This is a genomic window from Sorangium sp. So ce385 (assembly GCF_051474135.1).
Classification (GTDB): domain Bacteria; phylum Myxococcota_A; class Polyangia; order Polyangiales; family Polyangiaceae; genus Sorangium; species Sorangium cellulosum_D.
This window is the reverse complement of record NZ_CP150337.1, coordinates 4,385,959-4,404,438: the sequence shown is the minus strand read 5'-3', so window position 1 is coordinate 4,404,438 and position 18,480 is coordinate 4,385,959. Positions and strand designations below refer to the sequence as shown.

Below are 18,480 nucleotides of genomic sequence, written 5' to 3'. Positions count from 1 at the left end.
AATCTGGCGCGAGGGCGTCGCGTCATCGGGCCATCGGGCCATCGGGCCATCGGGCCATCGGGCATCGTGTGGCAGGTTCGACGCTCGCGCTCCACAGGTTCAGGCGCACGTGCGGCGCCGTCGCCCGCCGGGGGCTCGCCGGCGACGTCGGCGCACGCTGTCAGACTGTCCACCTCGCGCCACCTCGCGCCACCTCGCGACACGCGGCCGGCGCGGGTGAGCCGCGCTACACGCGCGCTACGTGGCGCTGCGGCGCATGCTTCGAATGCAGTGCTCGAGCCCCTGGCGCAGCGTCGAGCGCGTCTCGATCGACGAGAGATCCACGCCGAGGCCGACGATGGTCTGGGCGATCGCCGGGTGGATCCCCGTGATGATCCCCTCGGCGCCGAGGAGCTTGATGGCCGCGGAGACCTTCAAGAGGTGGTTCGCCGTCTCCGTGTCCATCGCGTCGATCCCGGTGAGATCGAGGATGGCATAGCGCGCCTGCGTCCGGACGACCTCGCGGAGCACGCCTTCCATCACGTCGGCGGCGCGCGTGCTGTCGAGCATGCCCACGAGGGGCAGCGTGAGCACGCGGTCCCACACCTGGATGATCGGCGTCGACAGCGAGCGGATGACCTGCTGCTGCCGCTCGATGAGCTCGAGCTTCGCGCGGAGCTCCTGCTCGGTGCGCTTCGAGGCCGTGATGTCGAGGGAGACGCCCGCGACGTGGGTGACGTCGCCGCGCTCGTTCTGGATGGGCAGATACCAGGCCTCCCAGTGGACGCCCTCGATCTCGTTCACGAAGGTCGACATCGTGCCCTCGAGCGCCTTGCGCAGGACCGCCGTGCCCGATTCCGGGTAGATCTCGAACATGTTGAGGCCGAGGAACTGCCCCGGCTTGAGCCCCGAGGACTCTAGCCCCTTCCCGTCGTGGAGGACGAACTCCCCTCGCGCGTCGATCGCCCACAGGCAGATGGGGAGGTGGTCGCTGATCGCCCGGAGGAGCTTGAGCTGTATCTCGTGCTTGATCCGCTCCTCGGCGTCGCGGAGCGTTCCATAGACCTCTTCCTTCTCGGGCACCCATCGCGCGGTGCACTGGAAGTACTTGAAGGATCCGTCGGCCGTCTTCAGCCGCACGTCGACGGCCACCGGCTCCGCCGCGGCGCGGACACGCCTCCACGCCTCGTCGAACGAGCGCCTGTCGTCCGGGTGAACCAGGGGGGCGAGCCCCGCCGCAGACGACGCCTCGAGGAGCTCGGCGCTCATCGCCCGCGTGAGCGCGCCGCTCGTGCGGAGCAGCGCCCCGCCCTCGCTGGCGATGAAGACCAGCTCCGTACAATGCAGGAAAAAGTCGTCGAGCGTGCTGGTCGTGCTGTCTGGCGGTGGCATGTCCAGCTTGGCAGACTAGATCGGTCAAGCCGTCAGTGTCGAGCATCCATGTCGAGGAGCGCGCCCCCTCGGGGGCCTCTCGAGCGCTCTCCCACGCTTCACCCGCTCGGGTCCGCTGGGGTGTTCTGTATGCTGACGTACTGACCTGGGCAGAGCGCACGTCGAGCCCGGTCGCCTGCCGTGCCCGGCCTCCCGTGCCCATCGCCGCATCGCCGCATCGCCGCACCGCCGCACCGCCGCGAGGGCGCGCGGGGGCGCAATGGCTGCAGGACGGCGCGGTCATCGCCAGCGGGGCGGTCTCGATCGGCCCTGGCGCCACGGCCACCGTCGACCTGCCGTGGACCTGGACCTTCGCGCGGCGCCGCATCGAGCTCGTCGTCGACCCCGGAAACAGCGTCGTCGAGACCGAGGAGCGCAACAACTGCGTGGGCTTCGACTCCGACGCGATCAGCGTGGGGCTCTACGTGGAGCGGAGCGTCTACAACTACTTCGATGCCCACCAGCGCGAGCTCGGCGTGGGCTCGAATTCGTGGGAGGACTGGACGAAGCGGCAGGTGGCGATGTGGAACGACATGTTCGCCGCGTCCACGCCCGGTACTTCGTCGACGTCTACGGCTTCAACGTGCACGAGGACGGCAGCGGCGCCACGGTCGGCATCCTCGAGGGCGGCGCGCCGGTGGCCGGGAGCGTGCATATGCCGCTCTTGCCGCCGTTCAACGACGCGGTGTACCACACGAAGTTCGAGGGGCTCATGAACAGCAATGGTCCCCTCGTCGATCGCCACAGCGCCCCGGCGCTCAACCGGATCAAGGGGCGCCGCGCGGTCCTCGGCAACTACAACGCTCCCGGCAACATCGGCGAGTACCTGAACGATCTGCCGGCGCAGAACCGCCTCACGGTCAAGGACGCCTCCGGCAACGCCCTCCCCGGCGCGCGTGTGGACGTCTACCGCGCCGGGCCGCGGGAGGGCGTCTGGTACGGCAAGCATTACGACAACACGCCCGACATGACGATCACGGCCAACAGCGAGGGCCGCGTGCTGCTCGGCCGCTGCCCGTTCTCGGCGAGCGGCGCGGTCCAGCACACCTTCGGCATTGCCGAGGGCGTCCTCATCGTGCGGGTCGAGCACGGGGGGAAGCGCGGCTACGGCTTCCTCGAGATCGCCGACTTCAACCTCGAGTACTGGCGCGGTCACACGGGGCAAGGTGAGCACGAGCTTCGCGTGACGTTGCGCTGACGCGCTGGCCGCCGCGCAGGTCCGCCGCCGGGCGCCCTGCCCTCCCACCGAGGATCGCGGCGGCGACAGGCCCGATCCGCTGGCGAGCTTGTGCGCGTCACGCAGCGGGATGCTGCCGTGGGTGAGCTCCGGCCGCGGCGCCGAGGCCGTGCTCCCAGCGGGTGCCGGTGGAGAGGCACACGACGTCGATGTCCGGCGCCTCGCGCGCGAGCAGCCTCAAGTCTCGATCCGAGAACGGCGTCTGGAGGAGGAACGACCTCCGCTTGAGCGCGTAGTGGATCGGAACCAGCGTCTTCGCGCCGAGGATGCGGGTCGCCTCGATCGCGTCGCGCGGGTCCATGACCAGCTTGTATCCCATCAAGCTCGCGCCGTCGATCGGCACGAGGACCACGTCCACGCCGGGCCGGCTCGCCCGGTATCGACGCAGCGGCTCCAGATCGCGCGCCTCGGTGCCGATGAAGACGCGACGGCCGGCGGAGGAGATCACATAGCTGTTCGTCTTCATTCCCGTCACGATCTGCGAGGGCGCCACCTCCACAACCAGCCCTCCGGGGAGCGCGCGCACGTCGCCCCAGTCGAGGATCGAGACCTGCTCGAATCCGGCCGCGCGCGCCTTCGTCGCCATCGATCTCGTGGCGACGAAGACGGGCGTCTCTGCCTTGAACGGGTACGACGCCATGGCCTGAGGCTGCCAGTGGTCGAACACGCCGTGACCGCCGAGGATCGCGGCCAGTCGGGGGAGCTCCGCGACCGTGAGCCCGATCGGCTCGCGAAAACCGATCAACCAGTGGCTGTCGAAGTACGGATCGGTCAGCACCGCGCCCCCCTCGAGCTCGAGGAGGACGCACGCGTTGACCACCCGCGTGATGGCGATCCGGGCGCTCAGGCGCGACCGCTGCGCCTCGGACGCGCGCGCGAGCGAGCCCTCGTCCGCCGCCGCGCGCTCGTCGGCGCCGGGGGCGCGATCCTCGCTTTCACCGATTGCATGGTTCATGGCGACCGCTCCCCTGCCCTCAGCCAGGCAGCAAACGGAATCGTACCACGCACCTCGGGCTGGCTGGAGGCGATCTCGCCTGCCCGCAGCGCGCGCCCGCTCCTGCCGGGCAGCGGGACGAGGAGCGTTCGCCGGCCGGTCAGCGACCGCCACGTGCGCGCGAGCTCCCGGACATCGGCTGCGTCGGGGCCAACCACGTCGATGCGCCGCCGGCGGGGCGCGCGCTCGGCGACGTCCGCGCCCCCAGGACGGGGCAGCCCTCGAAAATGTGACATGAGCGCAGGCGCTCAGGCGCTGACACCAACCGAGCGGACGGCGTGCACCACGGTGGGACAAAGGCGCACTCTGCCTCGCTGTCGCCGGCTGGTGTCCACAGGCCGTGGAGCGAAAACATGTACACGACAACTGTGCAGCTTCGCCGGCGCCCGCGGCCTCCCACCCGTGATTCACGGCGGAGCACGGCAAAGGGATGAGGCGTGGGGCGCCGCCGGGTGAGGCATTTTGCTCCACGTGGCGCTCACTGAGGCGCATTTGCTCCATGCCATGCTCGTCGATCCAGCTGTGCCGAGCGAAAAACAAACGCTGCGGGCCATAGCGCGACGGTCGGAGGCCGTCGGAGCGAAACAAGATGATGACGTTGCATCATGAAACCTTCGCGATTCCAGGTCATGGAAACCCGTTGCGCACGTAGTCGAGCATGGTAAGCAAAGCAGGCTTCATCGTCGTAGCCGCGCGATCACCGCCGATCGTCAAATTCCGTCGCGAGCCAGGTCGGACGAGGCCCTACGAAATCGATGCCAGGACGTCGCTTCGGCCTCGCCCGGGATGACCTTTCGGCGAGCAAACGGACTGCCAACATGGATGGAACGATCATGAAGAGACATGGATGTTCACGGTACTGGTTGACCGGGCTGGCCACGCTGGCGCTCTTCCCTGCCGGCTGCATCGACGATCCAGGCGCGGACCCGGAGGTGCTCGACAGCGACGAGGCGGCCGCCGTGACGGGCGCCCCGCTGACCAGCGTCGCGTCGGGGAAATGCCTGGACGTGAAAGGGAGGAGCACCACGACAGGGACCGCCCTGCAAATCTACACCTGCAATGGACAGGACAACCAGAGCTTCAATTTTACATCCGCAGGTGAGCTCCAGGTCTACGGCGGCACCCGGTGCGTCGAGCCGGCGAACGGCGCGACCACCGCGGGGACCAAGGCCGTGATCGCCAATTGCAGCGGCCAGGCTCGCCAGAAATGGACGAGGACCTCGGCCGGCGCCATCGTCCACCAGCAGTCGGGGCTATGCCTGGACGTGGAGGGACGGCGGACGACCAACGGCACCGCGGTTCAGATCTGGACCTGCAACAACCAGACGAACCAGCAATGGTCGTCGCCGCCCGTCGAGGTCGACACCCAGCCTCCGACGCCCCCCTCCGGCGTGAGCGCCAGCAACGTGACGTGCAGCTCGGCGAGGCTGTCCTGGTCGGCGTCGACGGACAACATCGGCGTCGCGGGCTACGACATCTACCACGACGGCCAGCAGATGACGTCGGTGAGCGGCTCCACGCTGTCGACGACGATCAACGTGATGCCGGGTGTGAGCTGGGGCGTCTACGTCAACGCGCGCGACGCCGCAGGGAACGTCTCCCAGGCGAGCGAGACGCTGCGGCTCACCACGCCGCACTGCGAGGTCGACGATCAACCGCCGGCCGCTCCGACCAACCTGACCGGCACCGCGTCGGGGACCAGCGTGACGCTCGGGTGGACGGCGGCGACCGACAACGTCGCGGTCACGGCGTACGACGTCTACCGCAACGGCGCCAAGGTCGGCACGGTCCCCGGCACGGCCTCGAGCCCCCCGGCGACGACGTTCGTGGACAGCGGGCTCTCGGCGGCGACGGCCTACACGTACCACGTGATCGCGCTCGACGCGCAGGGCAACGCTTCGCCCGCGAGCGGCTCCACCTCAGTGACCACGGGGTCGGCCTGCAGCTCGGCGGTCTGCGAGGTCGTTCAGGTCGCCACGGACACCGACCTTCCGTGGGGCCTGGTCTCGCTGCCGGACGGCACGGTCCTTTACAGCCGGAGGGACGCGGACGACATCGTCCAGCTCAACCCGAGCACCGGCGCGAAGACCTCGATCGGCACGGTGCCGAACGTCGCGGGCACGGACGGCGAAGGGGGCTTGATGGGGCTGGCCATCGCGCCGACGTTCGAGACCGACCGCTGGCTCTACATCATGCACACGTCGCCCACGGACAACCGGATCGTGCGGATCAAGGTCGTCGGCAACCGGCTCGATACGTCCACCGAGCAGGTGCTGATCTCGGGCATCCCCCGCAACAAGTACCACAACGGCGGCCGGCTGCGGTGGGGGCCGGACGGCAAGCTCTACGCGACGACGGGCGACGCGCAGAACGCGAACCTGGCGCAGGACACGAGCAGCCTCGCCGGGAAGGTCCTGCGGCTCGAGCCCGACGGCAGGGTCCCGTCGGACAACCCGTTCGGAAACTACGTGTGGAGCTACGGCCACCGGAACCCGCAGGGGCTGGCGTTCGACTCCATGGGTCGGCTCTGGGAGCAGGAGTTCGGCAACACCGTGATGGATGAGACCAACCTCATCCAGAAAGGCGGAAACTACGGCTGGCCGAACTGCGAGGGCACCACCTCGCAGGGCGGCAGCGGGTGCAGCACGGCGGGCTACATCGCGCCCAAGCTCACGTACCGGACCTCGGAGGGGTCGTGCAGCGGGATCGCGATCGTGGACGACGTCTTCTACGCCGCATGCCAGCGGGGGACACGGATGTACCGCGCGGTCATCAGCGGGAGCAGCCTCACCGGCGTGCAGCAGCTGTTCGTGGGCACCTACGGCCGCCTCCGCACCGTCGAGCCCACCCTCGACGGCAATCTCTGGCTGACGACGACCAACACCGGCGGCACGGACAGCGTCCCCAACAACAGCAACGAGCGGATCTTCCGCGTCATCCTCGGCAACTGAGGCTGGCTCAGAACGGGGTGCGCCCGTCCTCCGGGACGATGATCGATTTCAGCGCCCCGTCCTGGCAGTCCGCCTGCAGGCGGAAGCCCTTCTCGGCGTCCGACAGGTCGAAGCGGTGGGTGACGATGGAATCGACGTCCACCGCGCCCTCGGCGACCATGTGGATCGCCCGGGGGTACACATGCCCCATGCGCCGGGAGAACTTCACCTTCAGCCCCTTGCGGCGGCACAGCGCCGCCGGCAAGGCGTAGCGGTCGCCCTCGGGGATGCCCGCCAGCAGGATCCGCCCGCCGATGCGCGCGGCTTCGGCCGCGTGGTGGAAGCCGTCGGGCGAGTTCGTCGCCTCGAGCACGAGATCGGCGCCCCGGCCGCCCGTCCACTCCAGGACGGCCCCGAGCGCCGGCGCCGCGTCGTGCGCGCCCAGGCGGCGCGCCGCCTCGGCCCGGTAGGCGACGGGGTCGACGGCGAAGACGCGGGCGGCGCCCGAGCGGCGCGCGAGCTGGACCAGGCACAGGCCGATCGGCCCGCAGCCCAGCACCACCACCGTCTCCTGCAGGTGGGGCCGGGCGAGATCGATGGCGTGAATCGCGACGCCGAGCGGCTCCAGCATCACCGCCCGGCGCACCGAGAAGCCGGCCGGGACCGGCACGACCTGGTCGGGATGCACGACGACCCGCTCCGTCATGCCGCCATGGAGCGGCGGCGCCCCCAGAAACTCCACGAAGGGGCACAGGTTCACGTGGCCGCGCTGGCACCACTCGCAGCGGCCGCAAGAATGCGCGGGGTCGACGGCGACCAGCTGCCCCCTGGACAGGCCCAGCTCCGGATGGTCCTGGACGACCCAGCCGGCGAGCTCGTGTCCCGGCACGAAGGCGCGGTGGATCTGCGCCGAGCCGATCCCGCCTTCCAGGTAATAATGCAGATCGCTGCCGCAGATCCCGCAGCCGGCGACCTGGATCATCACCATGCCGTCGCGCGGCTGCGGAGGCTCGACCTCGCCGAACCGGACGTCGCGAATGCCGTGGATAAAGGTTGCGCGCACTGCCTCAGTCTCCCCTTTCGCCGCCCCGCCGGTGCCCGGCCTCTCCGAGCCGAACGACTGTCCGGGCGCGGAGGCGCATGTAATCTTCCTCCGCGATCGCTTGTCAACACACGTTCCGGATCGCTGGCGGCGGCCACCTCGATGCGCGACGCAATGGTAAGTTAGACTAACTATTCTTTGGGGAGGCGTCGAACCGCATGACGGGATCGAGGGTACGGGACACGGCGCTCGGCCTCTTCTTCCCTCAGCGGCAGGGCGCCGGCGAGGTCCCCGCGCTCGCCACGGGGGCCCAGCGGCTGCGCGCGCGGCTCGAGGGGACGGGCCCCTGGGCCGAGGTGGAGGTTCCTGCCCTGCACCCCTTGCATCGCGAGGCCGTCGTGTGGGGGCGCGGGGAGCTGCTCGAGCAGCTCGGGGCGTCTCCCTGAAACGCCCGTCAGCGGATGAGGCCGTTCGCGCGGAACATCCGCTCGTAGATCGCGCGAATCACGGGTTCCTTGTGCTTGTTGTAGTCCATCACCATGCCGCTCCCCACGGAGATCGCGGACGCGGCCGCGAGCTTCGCCCGGCGGTAGAGCTCGAGATCCTCCGGGTGCTCGATGAGCCACTGGCGGAACATCCGGTGGCGGATCACCTCCGGACAGTCGGGGCCGAAGACATGCACGTTGCTGTTCGGCTCGGCGAGCTGGAGGCACCGGTGCTCGTGCCACTCCGGCTCGCGAATGACCAGCGTGAACCCGGCGCTCGACAGCGCGGGGACGTACGCGCGCTCGTCGGCGGGATCGGCGACGGTGAGGTCGACGTCGATCGTCGGCTTGGCGGCCAGCCCTTTCACCGAGGTCGACCCGACGTGCTCGATCGCGAGCGCGGCGCCGCCGAGGGCGGCGCGGATCTTCTGCGCGACAACGTCGAAGAGCGCCGGCCAGCGCTCGTCGTAGTCGACGACGGCGATCGGCGCCGGCGCCGGCGGGCCGTTCACCCACGGGTTCTGACCGGGGGCGGGCTCGTGGTGCTTCGTGATCTCCTCTGCGGTGGGCACGGCGCGAGTATAGGCCGATCAGCGATAGCGCGGCTGCGCGTCGGCGATGTAGGCGAGCAGCTCGTCCTCGTTGTCGCTGATGATGCGGTCGACGCCGTCCTCGCGGCTATGGCGCCGGACCTGCAGCGCCCCGGCGGAGGTCGCCACGAGGACGGCCACGCACCCGAAGCCGCGCACCGCGGCGGTCCGCAGCCGCAGCGTCGCCTCTTCGAATCTCGGGTCGTTTCGCCCCGGGGCCGCCCGAATGTCCAGCAGCAGCGACATCGCGCTCCGGTCGACCGGGGCGAGCGCAGCGATGACCTCCAGGCACCTCTGCTCGATCTGCTCGAGGGAATCGAACGGCGCGGCGCTCCGCGTGACCCGCACGAGCTTCGCCATGGGATCGACGGCCACGATGAAATGGACGTTGCGCAGGACCTCGGGCATGAGCGCTCCACCATCGTACCGTGGATCCCCTCCCGAGCCGAGCCGCAGCGCGCGTTCGGCCGCCCGCGCCGCGCGGGTGCGCCGCGTCTGCGCCGCGTCACACGCAGTTGCTCGCCAAGCGGGGCCGCGAGGCCACGAAGGCGGCGGATCAAGCGCTCTACGACGCCGTGCCCGATTACCGGCGCGAGGTGGATCAGCTCTTCGGAGATGGGGAGTCGCGTGCCCGAGGCGGGTCGCTTGCGCGGCCTCGAAGCCAACGACATGCTCGCGCTGCAGCCGTGACGGCGGCGCTCGCCGCCGCGTCGGCCAGGAGCTCGCATGCCGCTGCGGATCGAGGACTACGCGCTGCTCGGGGACACGCAGACCGCGGCGCTCGTCGGGCGCGACGGCTCGATCGACTGGCTGTGCCTGCCGCGCTTCGATTCGGCCGCCTGCTTCGCCGCCCTGCTCGGCGCGCCGGAGCACGGCCGCTTCCGGATCGCGCCGAAGGACCCGGCGCCCCGCGTCGCGCGCCGCTACCGCGAGGGCACACTCGTGCTCGAGACCGAGTTCACCACCGCCGAAGGCGCGATACGGCTCGTGGACTGCATGCCGCTGCGCGGGAGGGCGCCGGACGTCGTGCGCGTCGTCGAGGGCGTGCGCGGCCGGGTCCCGGTCTCCCTGGAGCTCATCGTTCGCTTCGATTACGGCTCGATCGTGCCCTGGGTGCGCTCGATCGGCGGCGCGCTGCGCGCGGTGGCCGGGCCCGACGCGCTGATCCTGCGCGCGGGGGTGCCGCTCCGCGGCGCGGGGCTCACCACGGTCGCCGACTTCGACGTCCACGAGGGGCAGCGCATCCCCTTCGTGCTCACGTGGCACCCGTCGCACGAGCCGCCGCCCGAGGCGCTCGACGCCGAACGCGAGGTGAAGAACGCCGAGGCGTGGTGGCGCGCCTGGTCGATCCGCTGCGCCCACGCCGGGCCGTGGAGGGAGGCGGTCGTCTCGTCGCTCGTCGCGCTCAAGGCCCTCACCCACGCGCCCACCGGCGGGCTCGTCGCGGCGCCGACGACCTCGCTCCCCGAGTGGATCGGCGGCGTGCGCAACTGGGACTACCGCTGCTGCTGGCTGCGCGACGCGACCCTCACGCTCTACGCGCTGCTGCTCGGCGGCCACAGCGACGAGGCCGAGGCCTGGCGCGACTGGCTCCTGCGCGCCATCGCGGGCGACCCCTCGAAGCTCCAGATCCTCTACGGCATCGCGGGCGAGCGGCGGCTCCGCGAGGTCGAGCTCCCCTGGCTGCCGGGATACGAGGGCTCGCGGCCGGTGCGCGCCGGCAACGCCGCGGTCTCGCAGCTCCAGCTCGATGTCTACGGCGAGGTGATGGACACGATGTACCAGGCGCGCCGCTCCGGCCTCGCGCCGGAGCCGGAGGCCTGGCGCCTGCAGCGCAAGCTGATGGACTTCCTCGAGTCGAGCTGGCGCCGGCCCGACGAGGGCATCTGGGAGGTGCGGGGCGGGCCGCGCCCCTTCACCTATTCGCGGGTGATGGCCTGGGTCGCGTTCGATCGCGCCGTGAAGACCGTGGAGCAGCTCGGGCTGGAAGGCCCGGTCGACCGCTGGCGCGCGCTGCGCGACGCGGTGCACGCCGAGGTGTGCGAGAAGGCGTTCGACCGGGGCCGCGGCGCGTTCACGCAGTCGTACGGCAGCCAGGTGCTCGACGCGAGCACGCTGCTCATCCCGCTCGTGGGCTTCCTCCCGCCGGACGACCCGCGCGTCGCGGGCACGGTGCGCGCGATCGAGCGCGAGCTCCTGCGCGGGGGCTTCGTGCTCCGCTACCCGACCGGCCCGGCGGGGGCGATCGACGGCCTGCCCGGCGGCGAGGGGGTGTTCCTCGCGTGCAGCTTCTGGCTGGCGGACTGCTATGCCCTGATGGGCCGCGCCGGCGAGGCGCGGGCGCTGTTCGAGCGGCTGCTCGCCCTGCGCAACGACGTCGGCCTGCTCTCGGAGGAGTACGACCCCGCGGGCGAGCGGCTGCTCGGGAACTTCCCCCAGGCGTTCAGCCACCTTGCGCTGGTGGGCACCGCGTTCAATCTGACCCCGGACCGCGCAGGGCCCGCGGCGCATCGATCTCGTTGAGGCTCCAAGGAAGGAGGGCGCGATGCGCGCCATCACGGTCGAGCCCGGCAAGCCGAGCTCCGGACGCCTGGAGGACATCCCCGAGCCGCCCATCGCGCACGGGCCGGTGCTGGTCAGGACGCTCGCCGTCGGCGTGTGCGGCACGGACGTCGAGATCGTGAGCGGCGGTTACGGGTGGGCGCCGCCGGGCAAGGCGCGGCTCGTGATCGGGCACGAGTCGCTCGGCGAGGTGCTCGAGGCGCCGCCCGGGAGCGGGCTCGACAGGGGCGACTGGGTGGTGGGGATCGTGCGCCGCCCGGACCCGGTCCCGTGCGCGAGCTGCGCGGCGGGCGAGTGGGACATGTGCCGCAACGGCCGCTACACCGAGCGCGGCATCAAGGCGATCGACGGCTACGCCTCGGAGCGGTACCGCATCGAGCCCGAGTTCGCGGTGGTCGTGGACAAGAAGCTCGGCGAGCGCGGCGTGCTGCTCGAGCCGGCGAGCGTGGTGGCCAAGGCGTGGGACCAGATCGAGCGCATCGGCGCGCGGACGAGCTGGAGGCCGCGGAGCGCGCTCGTCACCGGGGCGGGCCCCATCGGCCTGCTCGCGGCGCTGCTCGGCGTGGAGCGCGGCCTCGAGGTGCGCGTGCTCGACCGGGTGACCGAGGGGCCGAAGCCCGGCCTCGTGCGCGACCTCGGGGCGACGTACCACGCGAGCAGCGTGCAGGAGGCCGGGGCGGGCGTGGACGTGGTCATCGAGTGCACGGGCGTCGGGCGGCTCATCTACGACGCGATGCAGATCGTGGCGCCGGTCGGCCTCGTGTGCCTCGCCGGGGTGTCGTCGGGCGGGCGGACGCTCCCGGTCGACGTGCAGGGCCTGAACCGCGAGATGGTGCTCGAGAACACGGTCGTCTTCGGCACGGTCAACGCGAACCGCCGGCACTACGAGGCGGCCGCCGCGTCGCTCGCCCGGGCGGATCAAGGCTGGCTCGACCGCCTCCTCACCCGCCGCGTCCCGCTCGACCGCTGGGCCGAGGCGCTCGTGCGACAGCCGGCGGACGTGAAGCCCATCATCGCCTTCGCGTGAGCGCGCCGGCGCCGCTGGAGCAGGGACCTCTCGGGCCGGCGGAAGACGGCCCTTGTGGGTCACTCGATAGCGCAGTCGGGCGCCGAGCTCGGGTCGGCGACCCACGCCGCGAGGCGCGCGGTCCCGGCGTCGCCCCACGCGTCGTGCGCCAGCTGATTGAGCCGGCACCACTCATGGCGTGTCTGCTGGACGGCGAGCGACTTCGCCGCCAGGTGCTGCGCCGTGCGATCGGTCAATGAGCTCTTGTCCTTGCTGAGCTCGTCGTGCGTCATCGCGACCGGAGGCGGACAGTAGTTCCCCTGCTCGTACTCGACCGTACCCGACACGAGCCCATAGGCCTTCTTCCGCTCGACCCGGACCGTCACGACGGCGTACTTCGGGTACGGCGCGCGGGCGTCGCGCGTCACCGCCGCTCGCTTCGGCTTGTCGCCCTGCACGACGATGAAGCCCGTCGACGGGATCGCGGAATACGGCTCGAGCGCGGGGAAAGCGGTGAGCGACTCGTCCACGAGGACATCGCCGCCGAGCTCGACCCAGTTCGTGTGTGCGTAGAAGTCCTGCACCGCGTGGAGCGAATTCCCGAAGGCCAGAATGGCCCGGGCATCCCCATCCAGGAGCGGAATGCCCGGGCCCAGCGCGCGCACCGCCTCGGCTTGCTTCTCGGCGACGAAGGCGGCGCCTCCGCTGAAGTTGCAGTCATCGAAGTGGGCGGCGTTGCTGAAATGGAACGCGACGTCCGTGGACACGTTTCCGACCTTCAGGGCGGTGAGCACGGAAGGCTTCAGGAACGACAGGGCCGTGTGGGTGATCTCCTCGTGGTTCGGCTCACCGGGCGCCGTCGAGAATGCATCGGCGCTCTCGTCGAGCGCCTCCGCGGTTTCAACTTCGCCGACGCAGCCGAGCGTCAGCGAGAGACCCATGATTGTCAGTCCGAGAGCGGTGTGTCGATGCATGTTCCGTGAGATTGCAACTCACGATCCAGGCGTGCGAGCTGAGCGTCTCTTGAGAGAAACGCACGTGCGTGGTTTGCAATGATGCGCCGGAGCCCGGTGAGGACATGTCATCACATATCGTTACCGTTCATGCACGACCTGCACGCGCGCCCCACTGCGGCAATTCGCCACGTGCTTTGCTCAGGGGGCGTGTCGGTCGGGACGCTCCAGGGACGTCAGGCCGACGCGCTGGCGCGATGGTGAGGGCGATCGGAGCGCCGGCCGCGCTCGACCTGCGGCTGCCTCCAGGCCGCGCTACGGCAAGCTGAACGCGAACAGCGTGTTGCCCGGCGTGCCGATCCCGAAGCTCTCGTAGCCGCTCCCCCAGTACACCGTGCCGTTCGCCACCGCCGGCCCGGCGCTGACCGAGCCGTCGGCCGGATGGCTCCAGAGGATCGCGCCCGTCGCGGCGCTCAGCGCGTGCACGTTGCCGCTCATCGAGCCGGCGTAGAGCACGCCGTTCGCGACCGTCAGCGGCCCCCGATCCTGCGCGCCCGGCGTGGGATCGGGCGTCTGCCACAGGATGTCGCCCGTCGCGGTGTCGAGCGCGCTCCACGATCCCCACGAGACGACCTGGCCGGAGGGCTCCAGCGTGTACTCGACCCCGCCGTTGTTGCCGATCGGCACGTAGATCCGGCTCTCGTCCACGGCGACTCCCCACATGATGCCGCCCAGCTCCCCGCCGGGGCCGACAAGCGTGCTCCACACCACGCTGCCGTCGTCCCGGTCGAGCGCCCAGAAGATGCCGCTCTTCTGGCCGGCGCCGACCAGATCGCGGCGCTCCGCCCCCGCGCCGGCCGAGAACAGCGTGGCGCCCGTGCCGAAGTCGTAATCCGGGCCCGCCGGATCAGGGCACCAGTCGCCGCCGAAATAGCACGCCCCCGTCCAGGCGTCGAAGCCCTGGAGCCGCCGCGCCCACTTCAGCGCGCCGGTGTCGAGGTCGAGCGCGAGGACCGCATCGATATAGTTGTCGGCCGGGAGGCAGGCCTCGACGGCGAGGGCGTCGTCGCCGGCCGCCTCCACGCACGCGGAGACGGCCGGAGGCACGGTGTAGTTGTTGCCGGTGGTCACGTACAAGGTGCGACGCCCGAGGTCGATCGCGGGCGCGCCCCCCCAGACGGCGCCGCCGGTGAAGCCGGTGGGGACCAGGTAGCGCTGCCAGAGCACCTCCCCGGTCACCGCGTCGAGCGCGACCACGCTGCCGCGGAACGAGCAGCACGGATACGCGTTGTCCGCCGCGAAGAGCTCCTCGCGCGAGGAGACACCGACGTACACGCGCCCGCCGTGCACGACGGGAGACTGCGTGATGATCGCCGCGGGGTGCGGGTCGAGCTGCGTCTTCCACAGGAGATCGCCGGTGCGGCTGTCCACGGCGAGCATGTGCGCGCCGGCCTGGGTGCCGACGTACAGCATGTGGCCGTGGAGCGCGGGGCTCGTGCGCGAGACGGCGTCCGCCGTGCCCGTGAGGCTGGGGATCGTGCGCGTCCAGATCGGGACCCCGGTCTCGGCGTCGAGCTTGTACAGGTTGCCGCCCCCGTCCGGAAAGTACACCGCGCCGTGGTCGACGGCCGGCGTCGCGGGGACGATGCCGGTCGTCGTGAAGGCCCACTTCACGGAGAGCGAACCGACGTTCGCCGGCCCGATCTCGTTCTCGGCGGGCGCATTGTGCGTGTTGGCGAGATCCCTGCCGTACATCGTCCAGCGCCCGGCGCCCGTGCCCATGGCGGTGCGACCTTGGGCGACATAGAGCCCGGCGAGACATGCGGCGGCCGCGACCGCGGACCGCGCCCAGAAGATGCGCTTCATGATGATCCTCCTGGGGTATCGAGGTGAGCGGCGCTCGGCGGCCCGGCACGTTCGTTCCGTCGTTGCTGCAACACGACGCCCCGAACATACGTCACTCGGAATCCGGCTGCGTGTCAATCGGAGAGAGAGGATGGCCGAAGCGCTCGTGACATGGCCCAGGTCCGATGACCGCGACGCACGTTTGAGCACCTCGGGATCATCGGCCGGACGCGTGGTCCTCGTTGTCGGCGACGATGCAGCGGGTGCTAAACATCGCCCCGTGACCTCACCCCTGCTCTCTCCTTTCTCCTTCCCGAACGGCCTCACCGCCAGGAACCGCGTCTGGCTCGCCCCGCTCACGAACGGGCAAAGCCACGAGGACGGCTCCCTGGGCGACGACGAGCTCCGCTGGCTCTCCTACCGCGCGCAAGGCGGCTTCGGCGTGGTCGAGACCTGCGCCGCCCACGTCGCCGAGGACGGCCATGCCTGGAAGGGCGAGCTCGGCGTCTTCGCCGACCGGCTCTTGCCCGGCCTGCGCCGGCTCGCGGCCGCGGTCGCCGCCCCCGGCGCCCTGGGCCTCGTCCAGCTCTTTCACGGCGGCCTCCGCGCCAACCCGCAGGTGTCCGGCCTGCCCACGTGGAGCGCCAGCGCCGTGGCCGAGCCGGACCTGCCCGTCCCCCGCGCCGCCACCGAGCAAGACATCCTCGCCGTCATCGAGCGCTTCCGCGACGCCGCGACCCGGGCGCTCCTCGCCGGCTTCGCGGGGGTCGAGCTGCACGGCGCGCACGGCTACCTCCTCGGCCAGTTCCTGTCCGCCACCCAGAACCGCCGCACGGATCGCTGGGGCGGCGCGTGGGAGAACCGGGCGCGCCTGCTGCGCGAGACCCTCCGGGCGGTCCGCGGCGCGGTGCCCGCGTCCTTCGTGGTCGGCGTGCGGCTGTCGCCCGAGGACTGGGGCCAGGCCAAGGGGCTCGACCTCGACGAGAACCTCGAGCTCGCTCGCTGGCTCGTCGAGGACGGCGCCGACTTCCTCCACCTCTCGCTGTGGGACGCGAGCAAGCCCTCGCGGAAGCGCCCCGACGCGCACCCGCTGCCGCTGTTCCGCGAGGTGGTGGGGGCGAGCCTGCCGCTCGTGGTCGCCGGCGGCGTGTGGACGCGCGCCGAGGCCGAGGCGCTCGTCGACAAGGGCGCCACCGCGGTCGCGCTGGGGCGCGCCGCCATCGCCAACCCCGACTGGCCGCAGCGGATCGCCGACCCCGCCTGGGAGCCGCGGCGGCCGCCGCTCACGCGCGCCGAGCTGTTCGAGCGCGGCGTCTCCGAGACGTTCGCCGGGTACCTGCGGCGATGGAAGGGCTTCGTGGCCGACTGAGGGCCGCCCCGCTCACGTCCCGCAGAACGTGTACTTCACGCGCTCTTCCAGCTGCGGGGGCTCGCTCAGGTGGGCGAGCTCCGGCTGATCCTCGTACGGCCGCTGGAGCACCCGCACGAACGTCTCGAAGGGCTCGAAGTCGCCGCGGACGGCCGCCTGGATGAGCGCCTCGATCCGGTGGTTGCGCGGGATGAACGCGGGGTTGACGAGCCGCATCGCCCCCGCGCGCGCCTCGGGGGTGACGTCCTCCCTGGCGAGCCGCCGGCGCCACGCCTCGGCCCAGTCGCGGAAGGCGCCGGGCTCCGCGAACAGCGAGGCCACCTGCGCGTCGGCGGCGGTGTCCTCCGCCGACGCGCACAGGCGGCGAAAGAAGAGCGTGTAATCGACGCCGTTCGACGCGAGCCGATCCAGCAGGTCGGCGGCGAGCGCGAGGTCGTCGTCCTCCTCGCGCGCGAGCCCCAGCTTCGCCCGCAGGACGCGCTCGTGCGCCTCGACGAACAGGCCGGTGAAGCGCTGCACGCGCTCGGTCGCCAGGCGGACCGCCTCGTCCTGGTCGTCGGCGAGGAGCGGCAGGAGCGCCTCGGCGAGCCGCAGCATGTTCCACTGGGCGATGCCCGGCTGGTTCCCGAAGGCGTAGCGGCCGCCGCGATCGATCGAGCTGAACTTCTTCTCGGGGTCGTACTCGTCGAGGAACGCGCACGGCCCGTAGTCGATGGTCTCGCCGGAGATCGAGGTGTTGTCGGTGTTCATCACGCCGTGCACGAAGCCGACGCCGAGCCAGCGCGCGACGAGGCTCGCCTGCGCCTCGATGACGCGCTCGAGCAGCGCCAGCGCGTCGTTGCCGCTGCCCGCGGCCTCGGGGTAGTGCCGGGCGAGCGCGTACGACGCCAGGGTGGAGAGCGCCTCGCGGTCGCCGCGCGCGGCGAAGAACTGGAACGTGCCCACGCGGAGGTGGCTCGCGGCCACGCGGGTGAGCACCGCGCCCGGGAGCACCTCCTCGCGGAAGACCGGCTCGCCCGTGGTCACGGCGGCGAGCGCGCGCGTCGTCGGCACGCCGAGCGCCGCCATGGCCTCGCTCACGACGTACTCGCGCAGCACCGGCCCGAGGGCGGCGCGCCCGTCGCCGCCGCGCGAGAACGGCGTCCGCCCCGCGCCCTTGAGCTGGACGTCGCGCCGCTTGCCGTCCTTGCCGACGACCTCGCCGAGCAGGATGGCCCGGCCGTCCCCGAGCTGGTTCACGAAGCTGCCGAACTGGTGCCCCGCGTACGCGAGGGCGATCGGCTCCGCGCCCTCGGGCAGCGCGTTGCCCGAGAGCACCGCTGCCCCCTCCGCGGACGCGAGCTGCTCCGCGTCGAGCCCGAGCACCTCCGCGAGCGCGCGGTTGACCTTCACGACGCGCGGCTCGCGGACCTTGGCGGGGGAGACGCGCGCGTAGAACCGGTCCGGGAGCCGGGCGTAGGTGTTGTCGAAGGCGAACTTCATCGGGGAACCTCGGGGCGGGTGGGGGCCATCGGCGTGATCGGAGGCGTCGTTCTGCCGAGGTTCTACTGCAATCCGCGCGCTCGCGCCGCCCCGCAAACGAGCGAGCGCGGCGGCGCCGGGCGCGCCCCGATCACTCGTACCACGTCGGCACGATCGACCGCACCTCGGGCAGCGCGGCGATGCGGCAGATCTTGTCCCAGGCCGCGTCCTCGAGCGCGCCGTGGCGCGCGACGCACTCGGCGTCTCCGGTGGGGAAGAAGTACAGCGTCTCCGCGGGCACATCGCACCCGGCGCGCCCGCGCGACGAGCCCTCCTGGACCGTGGGCGCGATGTCCCGCACCCGGGCGACGAGCGCCTCGTCGCCGGTCGGCAGGCAGAACTCGACGGAGCCATCGTTCGCGCACCCCGTCTCCCGGGTGAACGCGAGCTTCTCGGTCGGACACGCGGCCGCGGGCGGCGGAGGCCCCTCGACCTGCCCCTCCCCCGGCGCGGACGGCGGCGCGGACGTGCAGCTCGACAGACAGGCGATCAGCAGATGAGAGATGGCGAATCGTCGCATGGAGATCCTCCCTGGT

Annotated in this window: 15 protein-coding genes and 1 pseudogene; 7 read left to right on the top strand and 9 right to left on the bottom strand. The window is 71.4% G+C overall.

Going from position 1 to position 18,480, the window contains the following annotated elements:
- Positions 1 to 237: 237 nt before the first annotated feature.
- The gene (locus tag WME83_RS16305; protein WP_437320204.1) at positions 238 to 1,371 is read right to left on the bottom strand and encodes an STAS domain-containing protein; all 1,134 of its coding nucleotides are present in this window, start codon (positions 1,369 to 1,371) and stop codon (positions 238 to 240) included.
- Between WME83_RS16305 and WME83_RS16300 the strand changes: the two are divergent.
- Positions 1,365 to 1,787, top strand: a pseudogene (locus tag WME83_RS16300) (hypothetical protein); the annotation flags it as partial. The gene WME83_RS16305 and the pseudogene WME83_RS16300 overlap by 7 nt on opposite strands.
- A gap of 146 nt (positions 1,788 to 1,933) precedes the next feature.
- A complete protein-coding gene (locus tag WME83_RS16295) occupies positions 1,934 to 2,608 on the top strand; it encodes a hypothetical protein (RefSeq protein ID WP_437322156.1) in 675 nt (224 codons plus the stop codon).
- 97 nt (positions 2,609 to 2,705) lie between these two features.
- On the opposite strand, the gene WME83_RS16290 is transcribed toward WME83_RS16295, so the two are convergent.
- Positions 2,706 to 3,602, bottom strand: a complete 897-nt coding sequence (locus WME83_RS16290) for an MBL fold metallo-hydrolase (protein WP_437320203.1) — start codon at positions 3,600 to 3,602, stop codon at positions 2,706 to 2,708.
- A gap of 872 nt (positions 3,603 to 4,474) precedes the next feature.
- Here WME83_RS16290 and WME83_RS16285 point away from each other — a divergent pair.
- A complete protein-coding gene (locus WME83_RS16285) occupies positions 4,475 to 6,592 on the top strand; it encodes a PQQ-dependent sugar dehydrogenase (RefSeq protein WP_437320202.1) in 2,118 nt (705 codons plus the stop codon).
- Positions 6,593 to 6,599: 7 nt separating this feature from the next.
- Here WME83_RS16285 and WME83_RS16280 read toward each other — a convergent pair whose 3' ends face one another.
- A complete protein-coding gene (locus WME83_RS16280) occupies positions 6,600 to 7,634 on the bottom strand; it encodes a zinc-dependent alcohol dehydrogenase (protein WP_437320201.1) in 1,035 nt (344 codons plus the stop codon).
- Between the two features lie 197 nt (positions 7,635 to 7,831).
- Between WME83_RS16280 and WME83_RS16275 the strand changes: the two genes are divergently transcribed.
- Entirely contained in the window at positions 7,832 to 8,059 is a 228-nt protein-coding gene (locus WME83_RS16275; protein ID WP_437320200.1) for a hypothetical protein, read from the top strand.
- An 8-nt stretch (positions 8,060 to 8,067) separates the two neighbouring features.
- On the opposite strand, the gene WME83_RS16270 is transcribed toward WME83_RS16275, so the two are convergent.
- Both WME83_RS16270 and WME83_RS16265 read right to left on the bottom strand, forming a co-directional pair.
- Positions 8,068 to 8,670 (bottom strand): GrpB family protein, encoded by a 603-nt coding sequence (locus tag WME83_RS16270; RefSeq protein ID WP_437320199.1) that lies wholly within the window; start codon positions 8,668 to 8,670, stop codon positions 8,068 to 8,070.
- An 18-nt stretch (positions 8,671 to 8,688) separates the two neighbouring features.
- Entirely contained in the window at positions 8,689 to 9,096 is a 408-nt protein-coding gene (locus WME83_RS16265; RefSeq protein WP_437320198.1) for a hypothetical protein, read from the bottom strand.
- A 318-nt stretch (positions 9,097 to 9,414) separates the two neighbouring features.
- On the opposite strand from WME83_RS16265, the gene WME83_RS16260 reads away from it, so the two are divergent.
- Complete coding sequence (locus tag WME83_RS16260; RefSeq protein WP_437320197.1) at positions 9,415 to 11,211, top strand: glycoside hydrolase family 15 protein; 1,797 nt, start codon at positions 9,415 to 9,417, stop codon at positions 11,209 to 11,211.
- Positions 11,212 to 11,233: 22 nt separating this feature from the next.
- Entirely contained in the window at positions 11,234 to 12,277 is a 1,044-nt protein-coding gene (locus WME83_RS16255) for a glucose 1-dehydrogenase (RefSeq protein WP_437320196.1), read from the top strand.
- Between the two features lie 59 nt (positions 12,278 to 12,336).
- On the opposite strand, the gene WME83_RS16250 is transcribed toward WME83_RS16255, so the two are convergent.
- Positions 12,337 to 13,197, bottom strand: coding sequence for a hypothetical protein (locus tag WME83_RS16250; RefSeq protein ID WP_437320195.1), 861 nt, complete (start codon positions 13,195 to 13,197; stop codon positions 12,337 to 12,339).
- Between the two features lie 327 nt (positions 13,198 to 13,524).
- A complete protein-coding gene (locus WME83_RS16245) occupies positions 13,525 to 15,075 on the bottom strand; it encodes an outer membrane protein assembly factor BamB family protein (RefSeq protein ID WP_437320194.1) in 1,551 nt (516 codons plus the stop codon).
- 259 nt (positions 15,076 to 15,334) lie between these two features.
- Here WME83_RS16245 and WME83_RS16240 point away from each other — a divergent pair, with 259 nt between their 5' ends.
- Positions 15,335 to 16,423, top strand: a complete 1,089-nt coding sequence (locus WME83_RS16240) for a HisA/HisF-related TIM barrel protein (RefSeq protein ID WP_437320193.1) — start codon at positions 15,335 to 15,337, stop codon at positions 16,421 to 16,423.
- 12 nt (positions 16,424 to 16,435) lie between these two features.
- Here the strand turns inward: WME83_RS16240 and WME83_RS16235 are convergent, their stop codons facing one another.
- Positions 16,436 to 17,905, bottom strand: coding sequence for a protein adenylyltransferase SelO (locus tag WME83_RS16235; RefSeq protein ID WP_437320192.1), 1,470 nt, complete (start codon positions 17,903 to 17,905; stop codon positions 16,436 to 16,438).
- A 130-nt stretch (positions 17,906 to 18,035) separates the two neighbouring features.
- Positions 18,036 to 18,464, bottom strand: coding sequence for a hypothetical protein (locus WME83_RS16230; RefSeq protein WP_437320191.1), 429 nt, complete (start codon positions 18,462 to 18,464; stop codon positions 18,036 to 18,038).
- Positions 18,465 to 18,480 lie beyond the last annotated feature (16 nt).